This is a genomic window from Clostridium nigeriense (genome assembly GCF_900086595.1).
In the GTDB taxonomy this organism is placed as follows: domain Bacteria; phylum Bacillota; class Clostridia; order Clostridiales; family Clostridiaceae; genus Clostridium; species Clostridium nigeriense.
In genome coordinates, this window is sequence record NZ_LT575472.1 from 2,903,415 (window position 1) to 2,921,837 (window position 18,423).

Annotated in this window: 18 protein-coding genes; 3 read left to right on the forward strand and 15 right to left on the reverse strand. The window is 29.5% G+C overall.

Annotated elements, in window-relative coordinates; genetic code table 11:
• Positions 1 to 7: 7 nt before the first annotated feature.
• The 8 genes from fabZ to BN6774_RS13675 are packed head-to-tail and all read right to left on the reverse strand — an operon-like array spanning position 8 to position 6,046.
• The gene (gene fabZ, locus BN6774_RS18330; protein ID WP_066894712.1) at positions 8 to 424 is read right to left on the reverse strand and encodes a 3-hydroxyacyl-ACP dehydratase FabZ; all 417 of its coding nucleotides are present in this window, start codon (positions 422 to 424) and stop codon (positions 8 to 10) included.
• Between the two features lie 9 nt (positions 425 to 433).
• Positions 434 to 925, reverse strand: coding sequence for an acetyl-CoA carboxylase biotin carboxyl carrier protein (gene accB / locus BN6774_RS18335; protein WP_066894714.1), 492 nt, complete (start codon positions 923 to 925; stop codon positions 434 to 436).
• 1 nt (position 926) lies between these two features.
• The gene (gene fabF / locus BN6774_RS13650) at positions 927 to 2,168 is read right to left on the reverse strand and encodes a beta-ketoacyl-ACP synthase II (protein WP_066894717.1); all 1,242 of its coding nucleotides are present in this window, start codon (positions 2,166 to 2,168) and stop codon (positions 927 to 929) included.
• 15 nt (positions 2,169 to 2,183) lie between these two features.
• A complete protein-coding gene (gene fabG / locus BN6774_RS13655) occupies positions 2,184 to 2,927 on the reverse strand; it encodes a 3-oxoacyl-[acyl-carrier-protein] reductase (RefSeq protein WP_066894719.1) in 744 nt (247 codons plus the stop codon).
• Positions 2,914 to 3,873 carry an ACP S-malonyltransferase gene (gene fabD, locus BN6774_RS13660; RefSeq protein ID WP_066894721.1) on the reverse strand — a complete coding sequence of 320 codons (960 nt, stop codon included), beginning with the start codon at positions 3,871 to 3,873 and terminating at the stop codon, positions 2,914 to 2,916. Before fabD ends, fabG begins: the two co-directional genes overlap by 14 nt.
• Before the next feature lie 12 nt (positions 3,874 to 3,885).
• Positions 3,886 to 4,812, reverse strand: coding sequence for an enoyl-[acyl-carrier-protein] reductase FabK (fabK, locus tag BN6774_RS13665; RefSeq protein WP_066894723.1), 927 nt, complete (start codon positions 4,810 to 4,812; stop codon positions 3,886 to 3,888).
• Between the two features lie 22 nt (positions 4,813 to 4,834).
• On the reverse strand, positions 4,835 to 5,056 hold the full coding sequence (gene acpP / locus BN6774_RS13670) for an acyl carrier protein (protein WP_066894725.1): 222 nt from the start codon (positions 5,054 to 5,056) through the stop codon (positions 4,835 to 4,837).
• 12 nt (positions 5,057 to 5,068) lie between these two features.
• Positions 5,069 to 6,046: a beta-ketoacyl-ACP synthase III gene (locus BN6774_RS13675; protein ID WP_066894727.1), complete on the reverse strand. Its 978-nt coding sequence runs from the start codon at positions 6,044 to 6,046 to the stop codon at positions 5,069 to 5,071.
• A gap of 499 nt (positions 6,047 to 6,545) precedes the next feature.
• Between BN6774_RS13675 and BN6774_RS13680 the strand changes: the two genes are divergently transcribed.
• Together BN6774_RS13680 and BN6774_RS13685 are read left to right on the forward strand one after the other, a co-directional pair.
• A complete protein-coding gene (locus BN6774_RS13680) occupies positions 6,546 to 7,601 on the forward strand; it encodes an NAD(P)H-dependent flavin oxidoreductase (RefSeq protein WP_066894729.1) in 1,056 nt (351 codons plus the stop codon).
• Between the two features lie 126 nt (positions 7,602 to 7,727).
• Positions 7,728 to 8,540 (forward strand): VanW family protein, encoded by an 813-nt coding sequence (locus BN6774_RS13685; protein WP_066894731.1) that lies wholly within the window; start codon positions 7,728 to 7,730, stop codon positions 8,538 to 8,540.
• A 157-nt stretch (positions 8,541 to 8,697) separates the two neighbouring features.
• Here the strand turns inward: BN6774_RS13685 and BN6774_RS13690 are convergent, their stop codons facing one another.
• The 5 genes from BN6774_RS13690 to BN6774_RS13710 form a co-directional block, all read right to left on the reverse strand.
• Positions 8,698 to 10,431, reverse strand: coding sequence for an oleate hydratase (locus BN6774_RS13690; protein WP_066894733.1), 1,734 nt, complete (start codon positions 10,429 to 10,431; stop codon positions 8,698 to 8,700).
• A 216-nt stretch (positions 10,432 to 10,647) separates the two neighbouring features.
• Positions 10,648 to 11,514, reverse strand: a complete 867-nt coding sequence (locus BN6774_RS13695) for an NAD(P)/FAD-dependent oxidoreductase (RefSeq protein WP_066894735.1) — start codon at positions 11,512 to 11,514, stop codon at positions 10,648 to 10,650.
• Positions 11,515 to 11,528: 14 nt separating this feature from the next.
• The gene (gene trxA, locus BN6774_RS13700) at positions 11,529 to 11,843 is read right to left on the reverse strand and encodes a thioredoxin (RefSeq protein WP_066894737.1); all 315 of its coding nucleotides are present in this window, start codon (positions 11,841 to 11,843) and stop codon (positions 11,529 to 11,531) included.
• Between the two features lie 110 nt (positions 11,844 to 11,953).
• Positions 11,954 to 13,666, reverse strand: coding sequence for an ABC transporter ATP-binding protein (locus tag BN6774_RS13705; protein WP_066894739.1), 1,713 nt, complete (start codon positions 13,664 to 13,666; stop codon positions 11,954 to 11,956).
• Positions 13,667 to 13,747: 81 nt separating this feature from the next.
• A complete protein-coding gene (locus BN6774_RS13710) occupies positions 13,748 to 14,170 on the reverse strand; it encodes a YaaR family protein (protein WP_066894741.1) in 423 nt (140 codons plus the stop codon).
• Positions 14,171 to 14,326: 156 nt separating this feature from the next.
• Between BN6774_RS13710 and BN6774_RS13715 the strand changes: the two genes are divergently transcribed.
• A complete protein-coding gene (locus BN6774_RS13715) occupies positions 14,327 to 16,957 on the forward strand; it encodes a calcium-translocating P-type ATPase, PMCA-type (protein WP_066894743.1) in 2,631 nt (876 codons plus the stop codon).
• 64 nt (positions 16,958 to 17,021) lie between these two features.
• On the opposite strand, the gene BN6774_RS13720 is transcribed toward BN6774_RS13715, so the two are convergent.
• Both BN6774_RS13720 and BN6774_RS13725 read right to left on the reverse strand, forming a co-directional pair.
• Entirely contained in the window at positions 17,022 to 17,741 is a 720-nt protein-coding gene (locus BN6774_RS13720; RefSeq protein ID WP_066894745.1) for an amino acid ABC transporter ATP-binding protein, read from the reverse strand.
• A gap of 10 nt (positions 17,742 to 17,751) precedes the next feature.
• Positions 17,752 to 18,393: an amino acid ABC transporter permease gene (locus BN6774_RS13725; protein ID WP_066896681.1), complete on the reverse strand. Its 642-nt coding sequence runs from the start codon at positions 18,391 to 18,393 to the stop codon at positions 17,752 to 17,754.
• Between the last annotated feature and the right edge of the window lie 30 nt (positions 18,394 to 18,423).

Genomic DNA, 18,423 nt, shown 5'->3' on the forward strand with positions numbered 1-18,423 from the left:
CTCTTCATTATCCAACCATAAAGGTTAGCTCTGCTTCACAAACCTTCTTACCTTCAACATAAGCAATTCCCTTGCCTATTCCTGCTGAACCTCTAATTTTAGTTAGCTCAACTTCTAACCTCAAAGTATCTCCTGGTACTACTTTCTTTCTAAATTTTGCATTATTAATTCCACCAAAATAAGCAATTTTACCTTTAAACTCTTCCCTTTTTAATAATGCTACAGCTCCAGTTTGAGCTAAGGCTTCAATAATTAAAACTCCTGGCATTACTGGCTCCACTGGAAAATGTCCTTGAAAGAAATACTCATTCATTGTTACATTTTTTATAGCTACTATTTTATTTCCTTCTAAAGATTCAACTCTATCTATTAATAAAAAAGGATATCTATGTGGTATTAACTCCATAATTTCTTTTATATCCAAAATATTCACCTACTTTATTTTAAATAATTCCATTCCATATTCAACTATATCTTCGTCACTTCTTAATACTTCTATAACTTCACCTTCATATTCAGAAGTTATTTCATTCATTATCTTCATTGCTTCTACTATGCAAAGAACATCTCCTTTTTTAACCTTATCTCCTTTTTTCACATATGGGTTTCCTCCTGGGGTTCCAGATGAGTAATATGTTCCTACTAAAGGAGATTTAACTATATTACAATCTTCATCATTACTTTGAGTTTTATTTTCTTCATTATTTATTTCATTTTTATTATTTATTATTGTAGTATTATTTTCTGATGAAGAATTTAATAAATTTCCTCTATTTAAAGAAGTATCTTCTTTTATAACCTCTTTTGGAGCCTCTTCATTTTTACTTAGTTTTAATTTAAAACCTTGGTCCTCTAACTCAAAAACTCTAAGAGAAGATGAATCTATTGATTTTATTAATTCCATAATTTGTTCATAATTTAACATATTATTTTCCTCTCCACTTTTTAAATATTACAGTTCCATTATGTCCTCCAAATCCTAGTGAATTAGACATAGCGTAATCTATTTCTTTATTTTTGCCTTCATTCTTTACTAAATTCAAATCGCATTCCTCATCTGGATTTAAGTAATTAATATTTGCTGGAATAAATCCATCTTCTAAAGCCTTAATAGATATTATTGCTTCTACAGCTCCTGCTGCTCCTAATAAATGTCCTGTCATTGACTTAGTAGAACTTACATATACATCCTTTGCAGCTTCGCCTAAAGCATTTTTAATTGCTAAGGTTTCTACTTTGTCATTAATATCTGTTGAAGTTCCATGAGCATTTATATATCCTATTTCATTTGGATTTATATTAGCATCCTTGATTGCATCTCTCATAGCTCTATATGCTCCATCTCCATCTACTCTTGGTGATGTGATATGATAAGCATCGGAAGTTGTTCCATATCCAACTACTTCTCCATAAATCTTAGCACCCCTATTTAATGCACTTTCTAGATCTTCTAATATTAATGCTCCTGCTCCCTCTCCCATAACAAAACCACTTCTATCTTTATCAAATGGGATGGATGCTCTGTTAATATCTTCACTTTTACTAAGAGCAGTTAAAGATTGAAAACCTGCAATTCCAAATCTACAAATTGATGCCTCTGTCCCTCCAACTATAGCTCTATCTAAATATCCATCTTTTATACTTCTATAAGCTTCTCCAATAGAATGAGTTGAGGAAGCACAAGCTGTTGTAACACTTAAGCAAGTTCCAAGTATACCAAACTCAATAGAAATTGCACCAGCTGCCATATTAGATATTATAGCTGGAATTGCCATTGGTGATACCCTACTAGGTCCTCTATTTATTAAGTTTGTCATTTGATTTTCAATAGTAATAAGCCCTCCAATTCCCGAGCTAAATATTACTCCAAATCTTTCTCTATCTATAGATTCTAAATCTATATTACTATCTTTGATACACTCCTTAGCTGCTACTAAAGCAAACTGTGTAAATTTATCTAATCTTTTTGCATCTTTCTTTCCTAAAAGTTCTTCTGCATTAAAATCTTTAACTTCAGCTGCTACCTTTACCTTAAAGTCAGTTGTATCAAAATAAGTAATTTTATCTATTCCATTTTTTCCAATCTTTACAGAGTTCCAAAAGCTTTCTATAGAATTACCAATAGGTGTTATTGCTCCTAATCCTGTAACTACTACTCTTCTCTTCATATTAACTCTCTCCTTTTAATGCATAACCATTCCACCATCTACATTTATTACTTGCCCTGTAATATAGTTTGACAAATCAGATGATAGGAATAAAGCTAAATTAGCTATTTCTTTTGGTTCACCAATTTTTTTCATAGGAATAGTCTTTAAAACTTCTTCCCTTACTCTATCTGGAAGAACCTTAGTCATGTCTGTATTAATATATCCTGGAGCTATTACATTAACATTTATATTTCTTGATGCAAGCTCCCTTGCTATTGATTTTGAAAATCCTATAACTCCTGCTTTAGAGGCTGCATAATTACATTGTCCTGCATTACCCGCTACCCCTACTACTGATGAAATATTAATTATTTTTCCAGACCTTTGTCTAACCATTATTGATGATACTGCTTTAGTCATATTAAATGTACCCTTTAAATTAACATCAATAACATCATTAAAGTCCTTTTCACTCATTCTTAATAATAAACCATCTTTAGTTATTCCCGCATTATTTACTAATATATCTATGTTTCCAAAAGTATTCTTAACTTCATTAATAAATGCTTCTACTTCTTCTTCATTACTAACGTCACATTTAAAAGTTAAGACTTTTACTCCAAGCTCATTTAACTCTTCAACAAATGCTTTAATTTCCTCATTGTAATTTCTATAATTAATTGCAATATTAGCTCCATTTTCTGCTAGAGTTCTTGCTATTGCTTTTCCTATACCCCTAGCTCCTCCTGTAACTATTGCACTTTTATTTTTTATCATTTAAACCTCCAATCCCTTCTAATGTTTTATCCAAAGATTTTAGATCTTCAACATTAAAAATATTAACCTTTAACTTTCTATCTCTGCTAATTTCTTTTACAAATCCACTTAATACTCTTCCAGGTCCAAGTTCAACAAAAGTGTCTATGCCCATATCTAACATTTTGTTTATACTCTCATTCCACCTAACTGAAGATTTAACCTGTTTGTAAAGTATTCCACTTATTTCTTCTTCATCTTCAATAAAATCAGCTGTAACATTAGATATTATTTTTACTTCTGGCTTTTTAAACTCCACTTTTTCTAGTTCTGCTTTAAGTTTAACTGAAGCTCTTTCTAATAATGATGTATGAAAAGGTCCAGAAACCTTAAGCTCAATAACTCTTCTTGCACCAAATTCTATACATAAATCTTTTACCTTTTCTACAGCTTCTCTTTCTCCACCAACAACAATTTGATTATTAGTATTGTAATTAGCAATTTCTACTATTCCTATTGATTTTGCTTTATCTAATGCAATTTTTATTTTTTCTAAATCTAATCCTATAATAGCAATCATAGAACCTACACCTATTGGTACAGCTTCTTGCATAAATTTTCCCCTTTTTCTTATTAGGGGAATTGCTTCATAAAAAGATAAAGCCTTTGCTGAAACTAAGGCTGAATATTCTCCAAGACTTAATCCAGCAACTACCTCAGGCCTAATTCCTTTTTCCTCTAATGCCTTCATTGCCATAATAGAAGTAGCTAATATTGCAGGTTGAGTATTTTCAGTTATATCTAACTCTTCTTTTTCGCCGTTAAACATTAACTCTTTTATATCAAAATCCAATAAATTTCTTGCTTTATCAAAGGTTTCTCTACAAATTAAAATATTATCATATAATTCCTTACCCATTCCTATATATTGAGAACCTTGACCTGCAAAAATAAATGCTATCTTCATATTTTTTCTCCTTTAAAGGCTATTCTTTATATTATCAAATTCATTAAACATTTCTTCAATTATTTCTTTTGCGCTTTGTCTTTTATTTATAAGCCCTGAAATTTGTCCTGCCATAAGTGAGCCATTTTCAATATCTCCATCCTTTACAGCTTTTCTTAAAGCACCTCTTCCTAGCTCCTCTATCTTTTCCATTGGAGCATTTTCCTTTTCAAGATTCATGTATTCTCTTGCTAATTTGTTTTTTATTACTTGAACAGGGTGTCCTGTTGGTCTTCCTGTTACAACAGTATCTATATCCTTAGCTTTTAGAACTGCTTCTTTGTAATTATCGTGTATTGTACATTCATCTGCTACAAGAAACCTTGTTCCTACTTGAACGCCTTTAGCCCCTAGCATAAAAACTGCTGCAATTCCTCTTCCGTCACCAATTCCTCCAGCTGCTATAACTGGAATATTTACTGAATCAACAACTTGTGGAAGTAAAACCATAGTTGTTAATTTCCCTATGTGCCCACCAGCTTCGCAACCCTCTGCAATAATTGCATCTGCTCCTGCTCTTTCCATTCTCTTTGCTAAAGCAACAGAAGCTACTACTGGTATAACTTTTATTCCAGCCTTCTTCCACTTATCCATATACTTTCCTGGATTTCCTGCTCCAGTTGTAACTACCTTAACACCTTCTTCAATTACTATTTCAGATAATTCATCTGCATTATCTGAAAGTAGCATTATATTTACACCAAATGGCTTATCAGTTAACTCTTTAGCTTTTCTTATTTCTTCTCTTACAAAACTTGCAGGAGCATTTGCTCCTGCAATTATGCCAAGTCCACCTGCATTTGAAACTGCAGCGGCTAAAGAACTATCTGAAACCCATGCCATCCCCCCTTGAAATATAGGGTATTTAATATTTAACAAATTGCAAATATTATTATTCATGAGCCTTCCTCCAATTTATTTTTTATATAACGCTTTCTATATACTTTACAGCATCTCCTACAGTTTTAATATTCTCAACATTTTCAACTTTTACATTAAAAGCATCTTCTAAATCCATAACTACTTGGAATAAATCTAATGAATCTGCTCCTAAATCTTCAATAAAACTAGTTTCTAATTTTACGTCCTCTCCATTAACTCCTAATTGATCAACAACGATTTCCTTAATTTTTTCAAATACCATTTTATTTTCCTCCTAAAATTTAATTAATGCTCCAGCCCAGGTTAAACCTCCACCAAAGGCCGCTAAAATTATTTTATCTCCTTTATTAATGAGACCTTTTTCTAAAAGCTCACTTAATGCTATTGGAATACTTGCTGCTGAAGTATTTCCGTATTTATCAACATTAACATAAAACTTTTCCTTATTAACCTTTAATCTTCTTGCTGCTTCATCTATTATTCTTAAATTAGCTTGATGAGGAACAATATATTTAATATTATCTATATCCTCATTTCCTTTATCTAATAGTTCTCTAACTATCTCTGGTAAAACAGAAACAGCAAATTTAAATACTTCTCCACCTTTCATTTCTATATATCTTTTTTCATCTGAATTATCAGTAATAAAAGGCGTATTTATTTTAAGTTCTGCTGCAACTAATGATTTTTCACCTAAGTTTCCATCTGCTGCAAAGCAAGTGCTAATGATAGAATCTTCACTTTCACAAATCTCTAATATAGCTGCACCAGCTCCATCTCCAAAAAGTACGCAAGTACCTCTATCAGACCAATCTACTATTTTGGATAATACTTCTGAGCCTATTACTAAAGCTTTCTTTTTACCTGTAGTCTTTATTAAACTAGATGCAACTATTAAGGAATATACAAATCCTGAACAAGCTGCTGAAATATCAAAGGCCGCTGCATTTTTACAATCTAAAAGGCCTTGAATGCTACAAGCTGTAGATGGCATCAATTTATCTGGTGAAGTAGTTGCTACGATAATTAAATCTATATCATCTTTACTACAGTTACTATTCTTTAAGGCATTTAAAGCTGCTTTATATGCTAAGTCAACAGTTCCTTCTCCAGTTGATATCCTTCTTTCTTTTATACCGGTTCTCTTTATAATCCATTCATCAGTAGTCTCAACTATCTTTTCTAAATCAGTATTTGAGACTATATTTTCAGGACAATAATGACCAAACCCTAGTACTTTTACTCCCTTCATTATTCGCCTCTTTCTAAAAAATAAAATTTCGTTTTTATTTTTTATTCAAATATTTTTACTATCAAACTATTTATTTATATTAAGCTACTCTATTTTATTTTGTATTTCCTATCTTAAAACTTTAACTAAAATTTATAAAAAACCAATAAGTGTAACTTTGTAAACATTGATTTTTATTAAGTATAATATTAAATAAGTCCAATTATTTGTTTATAATTAAAGTTTACCTATAGGGCTTCCCCCTAAAAAAGCTTAAACTTTAATGTATTAAAGTTTTTAAAAATAGTCATTGATACTTCATTTATTATCGAAAGCTTAACCTTAACACCTCCTCAAATATTTTGATTATCAAAGTAATATCATCATAATACCATTTTTTTTATTTGTCAATATTCGTAATATTTTTTTAATATTATTGTCTTTTTAAAAATACTGGATTATACTATTAATAATATTTTGATTATCAAACTATTATTTTGATTTATAAAGGAGTAGATTTATGAATATTAAACCATTAAATATAGGAAATTTAATTGCTAAAATACCAATAATTCAAGGGGGAATGGGAGTAGGAGTATCACTATCTGGCCTTGCTGGAGCTGTTGCAAAAGAAGGTGCAATAGGAATTATTTCCGCTGCACATCCTGGATACTTAGAAGAAGATTTTGAAACTAACACCTTGGCTGCTAACTTAAGAGGACTAGCTAAACATATTAAAAAAGCTAAAGAAATAAGTTCTAATGGAATCATAGGTGTTAATGTTATGGTTGCTATGAATAATTATGTAGACCATGTTAAGGCTGCAATTGATGCTGGTGCAGATTTAATAATTTCAGGTGCTGGCTTACCTCTAAATTTACCAGAATTAACAAGGAATAGTTCTATTAAGATAGCTCCTATAGTTTCATCTTCTAAGGCCGTTAGAGTTATACTTAATTATTGGAAAAAGCATTTCAATAGAACTGCAGATGCTATAGTGGTAGAAGGGCCACTGGCAGGAGGTCATCTTGGATTTAAGAAAAATAATTTAGAAGAAGAAATAATTAACTTTGATAATAATATCTTAAATGTAATTAATGAAGTTAAAAACTTTGAAAAAGAGTTTAATAAAACTATTCCAGTAGTTGTTGCTGGTGGTGTATTTACCCATGAAGATTTTATGAAATATTTAAATCTTGGTGCAAGTGGAGTACAAGTTGCAACTCAATTTGTGGCTACACACGAATGTGATGCTCACGTTAACTTCAAAAATGCTTATGTAAATGCTAAAAAAGAAGACATAGAACTTACTATAAGTCCTGTTGGAATGCCTGGTAGAGCTATAAAAAATAACTTAACTGAAAAATTAAAGAATGGAAAAATAAAGGTTACTAAATGTTACAATTGTTTAATTCCTTGTAATCCAGCTGATACACCTTATTGTATAAGTTCTGCTTTAATAAAAGCAGTAAAAGGAGATGTAGAAAATGGACTTGTCTTCTGTGGTGCTAATGCTTATAAAATAGATAAAATCGTATCAGTAAAAGATATAATTAGTAAATTAATTATAGGTTAAAAAGCTTTCCGTAAGTTAAGCTTTTTATAGGTCCTTGCATTAAAAATCCCCCTTAAATAATATTAGTTGTAGATTATTTGTAAATATTATACAATTGTTATATATGTATTTAAGGGGGATACTTCTATGTCTTATGTTGAGAAAAAACCAATAACAAGAAGCAAACTTAGGCTATTTCTAGGTGAAAACTACTATAAAACAAAAAAATATTTTTATTGGTTTTTTTCTAATAATACCTATAGTAAAAATATTAATAATAATACTTTGAACCATTTAATTTTTACTCATAAAACACCACTCTATAGAAAGCTAAAAGATGTTGATATGTATTTACAAGAAAATAAGGTTCAGAATTTAAAATTAGCCTTAAAAAAAATTAATGGAATCATCATTAGCCCTGGTGAATACTTTTCTTATTGGAAGCTTATAGGGAAACCAAGCTATAAAAAAGGCTATAAAGATGGAGTTATTCTCTGTCCAGATGGAAGCTTTAAACCTGGAGTTGGAGGTGGACTTTGTCAATTATCTAATTTAATATACTGGATGACTCTACATACTCCACTAACTGTTACAGAAAGGTATAGACATAGTCATGATGTATTTCCAGATGTCAAAAGAACTCAACCCTTTGGCTCAGGTGCCACTTGCTATTATAATTATTTAGACTTAGAAATTAAAAACACCACTAAGACAACCTATCAACTTATTTTATATCTCACAGATAGTCACTTAATTGGAGAGTGGAGAGCTGTAGAACCTTGTAATTATACTTACGAAGTATACGAAAAGGAACATTCAATGACACCAGGATTCTTTGGAAGATATATAAGAAATAATATTATTTATAGAAAAGTATTTAACTTAAATAAGGAATTAATAAATGATGAATTTATTTGTGAAAATCATGCATTTATGATGTACCAACCCTATTTAAATTAAAAATGTAAAATGTAGAATTTAGAATTATTGATGTAATTTGTACCAAATTACTAAAATTAAATTATTTTTTAAAACTCCTATAGGAGTTTTTTCCTCAATTTTTCATTCTTAATTCTTAATTTTTAATTAGAAAAGCTGCCTTTTGTGGCAGCTTTTTTTAGCTATATGACTTCTTTAATGCTTTCATCATAACTTTTGGATCTTTTTTATATGGTGTTACTGGTGCTATTTCTTTATGTTTAACATTTAATAATGTGTAAACTGCTATTCTTGCTGCACGAACTGAATACTCTTCTGTAAATACCATATCTTCAGGTATTTCAACAAATTGACTTATCATAGCAAAGTTAGTTGATCCTTCTGGAACTACTTTAGGTCTATCTGTCATTTTTCTAGGTTGGAATTGTGAATCTATATATGGCATCATACATGGTATTACATTAACTACAGTTTCCATAATTTCATCAATCTTATCTTCAAAATGAAGATGATGTAATAATTCAATTAACAACTCTTCACCTGTACATTCTCTCATAGGTTTCTTTACATAATCTCCTACTTTATCTGTGTAAAGTCCATATCCCCAGAAAATAGTTGTATCCATTGGTTGATTTTTAAAGTGAGGTTGTGCTGCTACAACTATACTCATCAACCAGCTTGAATCTTTAAATGTCATTAAAGCTCCACTTCCTGGTATATTTCCTGAGAATTGTTCTATAAGCTTTAGTAATTTATTTCCTCTACAAGTAACAGTAAAACTTTCCCAATTTGTTTGATCTGGGTTTCCAAAGAAAGGCGTTGGATTTCCTAATCCCATTTTCTTTTTTGCAACCTTTTCCCAAAGTTCTCCTGACATTGGCTTTTCAGGCTTATATTCTGGTGCTGTATTTAAATCTCCTAATGTAGCATTATCTGTCATACATCCATTAGTCATAATACATAAGTCATCTTCTTTTAATTCTATTACCTTTTCGCCTTCTTCATCGGTAATATGAATTGCTGTAGCTGTTATTCCTTCTCCTGGTTTAAAGTCTATATCTGTAACAGCTGCATTTATACTAAAATCTACGTTATGCTTACTTAAATATTCTTTAATAGGTAAAATAACTGATTCATATTGATTATATGGAGTACGAGTAACTCCTTCTAATGTCTCAATACGTGAAAATTCAAATATCATACGTTCCATATAACGCTTGAATTCAAATAAACTTGACCATTTTTGGAAAGCAAAAGTTGTTTGCCACATATACCAGAAGTTAGTAGTAAAGAAGTGAGGTGTATGTCTAAACCAATCTTCTATAGTTAAATCATCTAATTTTTCCTCTGGCATCATCATTAATTTACCCAATGCTAAACGATCTGCATTATTAAATCCCATACTTTCTACTTCTAATTTATTTCCAAACTTATCTACTAAACGAGCTTGAGCATGAGTTGGATGTAAATGATCAAAATTTAATATTTCTTCTGTAACACTCATACCAGGCATATCGATTGATGGTATAGTTCTAAATAGCTCCCAGAAGTTTTCATATGTTTCTTCATTAAGCATTCTACCTCCTCTGCATACAAAACCATTTGCTGTATCTCCAGCTCCATCATTACTTCCACCTAAAATGTGCATACCTTCTATAATGTGAATATTTTCACCTTTAAAATTACAATCTCTTATTAAATATGCAGCTCCAGCTAAAGAAGCTAATCCTCCTCCTACAAAATAAGCTTGCCTTTCATCATTTTCAGAAAAGTTCTCACTAAATCTTATAAAGGATTCCTTTTTTTCTTTATTATCTTTCATTTTCTTTGCTGCTGCCGCTACAGCTGCTGCTCCTGCTATAGCTCCAACTACTAACAAAGGATTTACTTTACTATTATTTTTCTTAGCCATAAATTATATCTCACCTTTCCTACATATTCTTATCTTTAATAATATTATAGTTTATCCACTTTAAAAAGTATTTAGACAATTTTAATTTTTTGTATAAAAAATTAGGTATTTCTATTTTTCCTTTAATTAAATAAAGTATATTAATACTTCAATCTTAATTTATGGAAAATAAAAAATACGATATCCTCAATATAGAATATCGTATTTTTACATATATTATTTTCTAGATAATTCATCTAAATATTTAACTGCACTAAGAGATGCAATATTCCCTTCACCAGCTGACTTAATGTATTGATAAGGCTTACCAACACAATCACCAGCTGCAAAACATCCTTTTATGTTAGTTTTCATTAGTCTATCAACTGCAATATGATCATCTTCAATTTTCAAACCTGGAACTAACTGTCCTGGAGAAATTGAATCCTTTAATATAAATACAGCATTAGTTTCTATTTCTGAATTTTTTAATAGCAATTTTTTAACCTTTAAATCTCCTATAACCTCTTCTGGTTTATCTTCAATTAAAGTTATACTATCACTTAAATTATAAGTTCCCTTATACATAGGAACATAATATACTTTTCCTGCAATTTCAGAAACATAATTACTTTCAGCTTCCGCTTCCTTGTTGTGCCCTATTATAACTACAGTTTTACCTTTATATAATGGTGCATCACAGGTAGCACAATATCCTACACCCTTACCTAAAAATTCTTCTTCGCCCTTTATTGGCTTTGTATACTCTATACCAGTAGCTAATATAACAGTTTTTGCTTCAAAGGCTTTATCATTTGCCATTAAAGCAAAATATTCTCCCATTGCATATATACTATTTATTCTCTCTTCAGTAATTTCTATATCCATAGCCTTTAAATGCTCTTGAAATCTTTCCTTTAATCCTTCCCCACTAGTTCCAGGGAAGCCTAAGTAATTATTAATTTTAGGTGCTTTAACTATTTTAGTTGTTAAATTTTTATTTCCAAAAATAACAAATTCCTTATTTCTTATTTTTGCATTCAATGCTGCTGATAATCCTGCTGGACCGCTTCCTACTATTGCAATATCATATCTTTTACTCAAAATTATGCCTCATATTATAGATGCTTAACAATTGCAGCTTTTAAAGAATCCTTTGGCATAAATCCTACTAAAGTATCAACAGGAGTACCGTTTTTAAATATCATTAAAGTTGGAATACTTGAAATTTGATATTTATTTGCTAAATTTTCATTTTCATCAACATCTACTTTTACAAATCTAGCATTACTAACTTCATTAGAAACTTCTTCCACTACTGGTGCTATCATCTTACATGGACCACACCAAGTTGCCCAGAAATCAACTAAAACAACACCTTCATACTTTAAAACTACTTCATTAAAATCTACTTCAGATACATGTTGAACCATATAAATTTACCTCCTACTATACCCCTTAGGGGTATTTTATAAAATTATTTTACATACTTTTTATTGAATAGTCAATATACTCCTAGATATTTTCTCCAATATCTAAAATTTTATTTCTTTAAATTTAAAAATTGTGATTCATATAATTCCTTATATAATCCTCCATTATTTAGAAGCTCTTCATGACTTCCTTTTTCTTCAATACCTTTATCAGTTAATACTAATATTTCATCTGCATTTTTTATTGTAGATAATCTATGAGCAACAACAATAGTAGTTCTTCCCTTACATAATTCTTCTAAAGATTTTTGAATCATATATTCTGTTGTATTATCAAGGGCTGATGTAGCTTCATCTAATATTAAAATAGGAGGGTTTTTTAAGAAAACTCTAGCAATTGAAATTCTTTGCTTTTGTCCACCAGAAAGCTTTACTCCTCTTTCTCCTATATATGTGTCATATCCATTAGGTAAACTCATAATAAACTCATGTATATTAGCTCTTTTTGCAGCTTCAATAACAGCTTCATCACTAGCACTATGATTACCATATAAAATATTTTCCTTTATCGTTCCAGTAAACAAAAATACATCCTGTTGAACTATACCAATATTTCTTCTTAATGATTCTAATGTAACATCATAAATACTTTTATTATCTATAGTTATATTACCTTCACTGACATCATAAAATCTAGGAATTAAATTACAAAAAGTAGTTTTTCCTCCACCTGAAGGTCCAACTAGAGCAAGCATCTTTCCTGCTTCTATATTTAAATTTATTCCATTTAAAATATTATTATCTTCATAGCTAAAATGAACGTCTTCAAACTTTATATCTCCTACAACATTATTTAACTCTATGTTACCATCTGATTCTATTTTTTCATCTACTATAGCAACAAATCTTTTAAATCCTGTCATACCATTTTGATATTGTTCCATAAAGTTTACAAGCTTTTTGATTGGTTGTGTAAATAGCTTAATATATAATAAATAAGCAAAGAAATCACCTAAATTAATAATATTTAAATAAGTAAAAATACCACCTGCTATTAAAGAAATATAATCTAATATATCTATTCCAAATCCTACACCTGCAAAATACTCAGCCATAACCTTATATGCTCTAGACCTAGCATTTTTAAATCTATTGTTTCCCATTTCAAATTTATTAATTTCATGATTATGTGATACAAAAGCTTTTGTAATTCTTATTCCAGAAAGGGAATTTTCTAAATTCGAGTTTACTGCTGAAGTTTCTACTCTTGTTTCCATAAAAGCAGTCATCATTTTGTTTTTTTGCTTCCATGTAAATATAACTATAAAAGGAATAAATGCAAATATTATTAATGTTAAAGGAATATTAATTGTGCATAATACTATGAAAGAACCTACCAACATAACAATTGAAATAAATAAATCTTCTGGACCATGATGAGCAAGTTCGGAAACTTCCATAAGGTCATTAATCATTCTACTCATTAAATCCCCAGTTTTATTATTATCAAAATATGTGTTAGGTAGCTTTTGTAAGCGCAAGAACATATCCTTTCTCATATCACCTTGCATATGAACTCCCATAACATGTCCATAATATTGCATAAAATATCCACAAGCAGCCTTAATTAAATATATAATTATTAAGGTCACAGCAAATATAACTAACATTCTAATATTCTTATTAGGAATACTATCATTTACTAAAGTTCTAGTCATCATTGGATAAACCAAATCACAAGCTGCTACTATAAAAGCTGCCAGCATATCTAAGAAAAATAACTTCTTATAGGGTTTATAATAACTAATAAATCTTTTTACCATATCTAACCTCCTTATATTAGTACAAATTATTATTATTTAATAATATCTTTATTGAGAGTAATTTTCAAGTCACTTTTGTATTTATCTATATATATCAACAATTAAACCTTGTATTTCATCTATTGAGGCAGCAATATTTAAATTATCCATTTCTCCCCTTATTAAAGAATCCGTTAATTCTTCTAATTTTTTATCTATAGTATCTACCGTAATAAAATATTGAGTTTGCCAAAAGCTAATATCTTTTTTAGTATCATACATAAATTTTAATATTGATTCTAAATATTCTTTAATTAATTTTTTATATGCTATTACATCTCCATAAGTTTTAGATATCACTAATCTATTCCCTTTTTTATGAATATCCTCTATCATTTTTTTTAATTGTTCTTCTGATTTTCTTTCTCTAGCTTGATTAAAATTTTGAGAAAAATCTCTTTTTTCTGAAACAATTTTTCTATCTTGATTCACTATACTTTTTCTATTTATTCTTCCTATTTCCACTTTTTTCACCCTTTCATAAGTTATTATATCACTAAAAATTATTTTACTCACTTTTTTTCCATGTATTAATATTATTAAAAGTTAATACAATATACTTATATAGAGTTTTGATATATAGTTATATAAAGATTTAAATTATAGTTTGGAGGTTTATAAATGTGGTTTAATAAAGAGTCAGATAAAATTATAAGTGAATTATCTTCCAATTTAATTAACGGTCTATCTTCTTCTGAAGCTAAATCTCGCTTAGAAAAAAATGGACTAAACAAATTGCAAGGTAAGAAGAAAAAAACTATACTTCAACTTTTCTTTGCTCAAATAAATGATGTAATGATTTATATTTTGCTTATTGCAGCAATTATTTCTTTTGCAGTTGGAGAAGTTAGTGATTCTATAATAATTTTAATTGTTATATTTGTGAATGCAATAATTGGAGTTATTCAAGAATCAAAAGCTGAAAAAGCTTTAGAAGCCTTAAAAAATATGTCTACCCCTAAAGCCTTAGTAAGAAGAGATGGAAATACTATAGAAATTCCATCTGAAGAAGTTGTTGTAGGCGATATTGTAATAATCGATGCTGGTAGATATATTCCTGCTGATTTAAGAATTATTGAATCTGCAAATTTAAAAATTGAAGAATCAGCATTTACAGGAGAATCCGTACCTTCTGAAAAAACTTCTGACATTATAAATGAGGACAAGGAAGTTCCAATAGGGGATCAGCATAATATGGCATTTATGTCCACTTTAGTTACTTACGGTAGAGGAGTTGGGGTTGCTGTAAACACAGGAATGGAAACACAAATAGGCAAAATAGCCAAAATGCTTGATGAGGAAGAGGATAATACTACCCCTTTACAAAAAAAATTAGCCCAGTTAGGCAAAACACTAGGCTTTGCTGCTGTAGGAATATCTATAATTATGTTTATAGTATCAATATTTCAAGGAAGAGACTTTTTAGAAATGTTTATGACTTCTATAAGCCTAGCAGTAGCTGCAATTCCTGAAGGATTACCTGCAATAGTTGCAATAGTTCTTGCTCTTGGAGTTCAAAGAATGATAAAAGAAAATGCAATTATAAGAAAATTGCCTTCTGTTGAAACCTTAGGTTCTGTAAATATTATTTGTTCTGATAAAACAGGTACTCTTACTATTAATAAAATGACAGTTAAAAAATTTTATGTTAATGGAGAAATTAAGAATTTAGAAACCATAGATATTAAAAATAATGAAACTAATCTTTTAGTAAATGGAATGGTATTATGTAATGATGCTACTTCAAATGATGGAGTTCAAACTGGGGATCCTACAGAAATTGCTTTAATTGATGTTGGTAATAAAGTAAATATTACTAAAGAGGATTTAAACAAAGAACATAAAAGAGTTAATGAAATTCCTTTTGATTCTGATAGAAAACTTATGACTACTGTTAATAAATATGATAGTAAATTTAATGTGTTTACTAAAGGAGCTATTGATAGTATTCTTAAAATTTCAAATAAGATTTTAATTAATGATAAAGTCGAAGATTTTACTAAAGAGAAAAAAGATGAAGTTTTAAAAGCTTCTAATCTAATGTCTGATGATGCTTTAAGAGTATTGGCACTAGCTTACAAGTCAATAGATAGCGAGCATGTTGCTATTGACGACTTAGAAAAAGATTTAATTTTTGTTGGACTTATGGGAATGATAGATCCTCCAAGAGAAGAGGTTAAAGGATCTATAGAATTGAGTAAAAAAGCTGGAATAAGAACTATAATGATAACTGGTGACCATAAAAACACTGCTGTAGCTATAGCTAAAGAATTAGGAATCGCAAATGATATATCCGAAGCTATGGCAGGAAGTGAAATTGACACTTATTCGGATGAAGAATTTACTAAAATAGTTAATAACTATAGAGTATTTGCTAGAGTTTCTCCGGAACACAAGGTAAAAATAGTTAAGGCCTTTAAGTCATATGGCAATATAGTTTCCATGACTGGTGATGGAGTTAACGATGCGCCTTCTTTAAAAACTGCTGATATAGGAGTTGCAATGGGTATAACAGGTACTGATGTTGCTAAAGGAGCTGCAGATATGGTTTTAACAGATGATAATTTTACCACAATAGTAAAAGCTGTTGAAGAAGGTAGAAATATATTCAATAATATAAAGAAATCTATAATTTTCCTTCTAAGTTGTAACCTAGGAGAAGTTGTAGCATTATTTGTAGCTATTTTATTAAACTGGCCAGCTCCACTTTTACCTATTCATATATTATGGGTAAATTTAATAACCGATAGTTTCCCTGCTCTTTCACTTGGTGTAGATCCTGGTGATAAAGGTGTAATGGAGCTTCAACCTAGAAGTCCAAATGAAAGCCTGTTTTCAGGTAGAATGGGAATCTTATTAATTTTAAATGGAATATTAATAGGAGCAACTACATTATTTGCCTTTGTATTAGGGGAATATTTATATCCTGATTCATTAAAACATGCTCAAACTATGGCATTTGTTGTTCTTAGTGTTTCTCAGCTTTTCTATTCTTTATCTATGAGAAACGAAACTAAATCCTTATTCCAAGTGGGAGTATTTAAAAATAAATGGTTAATTGGATCTTTATTATTCGGAATACTTTTACAACTTGCTATAATAAGTATTCCATTTACAGCTAATATCTTTAAAGTATACTCGTTAGATTTTAAGGATTGGGGATTAGTAATTTTAATTTCATTAATACCTTTTGTAATTAATGAAATAGTTAAAATATTCTTTAGAGCAAATGATAAAAATAAAGCTATGTAATTTGGCTTATTGCTTCATTAATAAATATGCTTTAAAAATCAAGGGACTGTATCAGACAGTCCCTTTATGCATTTAGAATTTTTAATGGTTGATTATTTTTAAATAAATTATAAAAATTGCCATTAGATAAAACTCCATTATTCATAGAATAAATTTTATCAGAAACTTTCTCTGCAAAATCCATATCATGAGTTATAATAAGCATACTCATGCCTTTCTTTGCTAAAGATTTTATGAGTTCCGCAACTTCCCCTGTTAATCCCGGATCTAAAGCTGATGTAGGCTCATCAAAACACATTAATTTAGGATTTAATGCAAGAGCCCTTCCTATAGCTACTCTTTGTTTTTGTCCTCCTGATAACTCACATGGATAGCTATTTATTTTATCTTCTAACCCTAAAAAGTTTAAAATTTCTTTTGCATTTTTTATAGCTTCTTCTTCTGTTTCTTTTAAAACCCTCTTTGGTGCTTCAATTAAGTTTTCTAACACACTCATATGAGGAAATAAATTAAAATTTTGAAATACTAATCCTATCTCTCTTCTTGTCTCTGAAAAAGTCTTTTTATCTTTATAAATTCCATTTTCGCATAGAAATTTATCATTAATTTTTATTGTGCCATTATCACAATGCTCTAATCCATTAATACATCTTAATAAAGTAGTTTTTCCACCACCAGAAGGGCCTACTATAACTACTATTTCTCCTACATTAACTCTTAAGTCTATTCCTTTTAAAACTTCTGAACTTCCGAAACTTTTTTTTAATCCTTCTACTTTAAGCATAGTATCCCTCCTACTGATAATAATTAAATTTATTTTCTATAAACTCTAATATTTTAGTAATTAAACCATTAAAAATTAAATAGACAATTGCAACCACTACAAATGGCATTATGGATGAGAGTCTATTAGCTGCAATTTTAGCAATCTTCAATAATTCATCTAGTCCTACAACATATATTAAAGCTGTATCTTTAACTAATGTAACTACTTCATTTGCTACAGGTGGAAATATTCTCTTTAATGCTTGTGGCATTATAATTCTAAAAAATGTATCTTTCTTGCTTAAACCTAAAACTTCTGCTCCTTCAAATTGTCCTTTATCTATTGATAATATACCAGCTCTAAATATTTCTCCAAAATATGCTCCATAATTTAATACCATAGCCATAATGGCAGCCGGAAATCTTGGTATATTTATATTAATCAAGGGTAATCCAAAAAATATAAATAATATTTGAAGTAATAAAGGTGTTCCTCTTAAAACTAACACATACATTCCAGTTAATGATTTTACCACCTTTATTTTAGATACCCTTCCAAGAGCAATTACTATACCTAATGGAATAGATAATACTAAAGTTATTAAAAATATTTCAATAGTCATTTTTAACCCTTCTAATACTTGTGGTAAAAATTCTATTATTTCATTTATTAGTTCCAAATTAAACACCTCACTATCTTT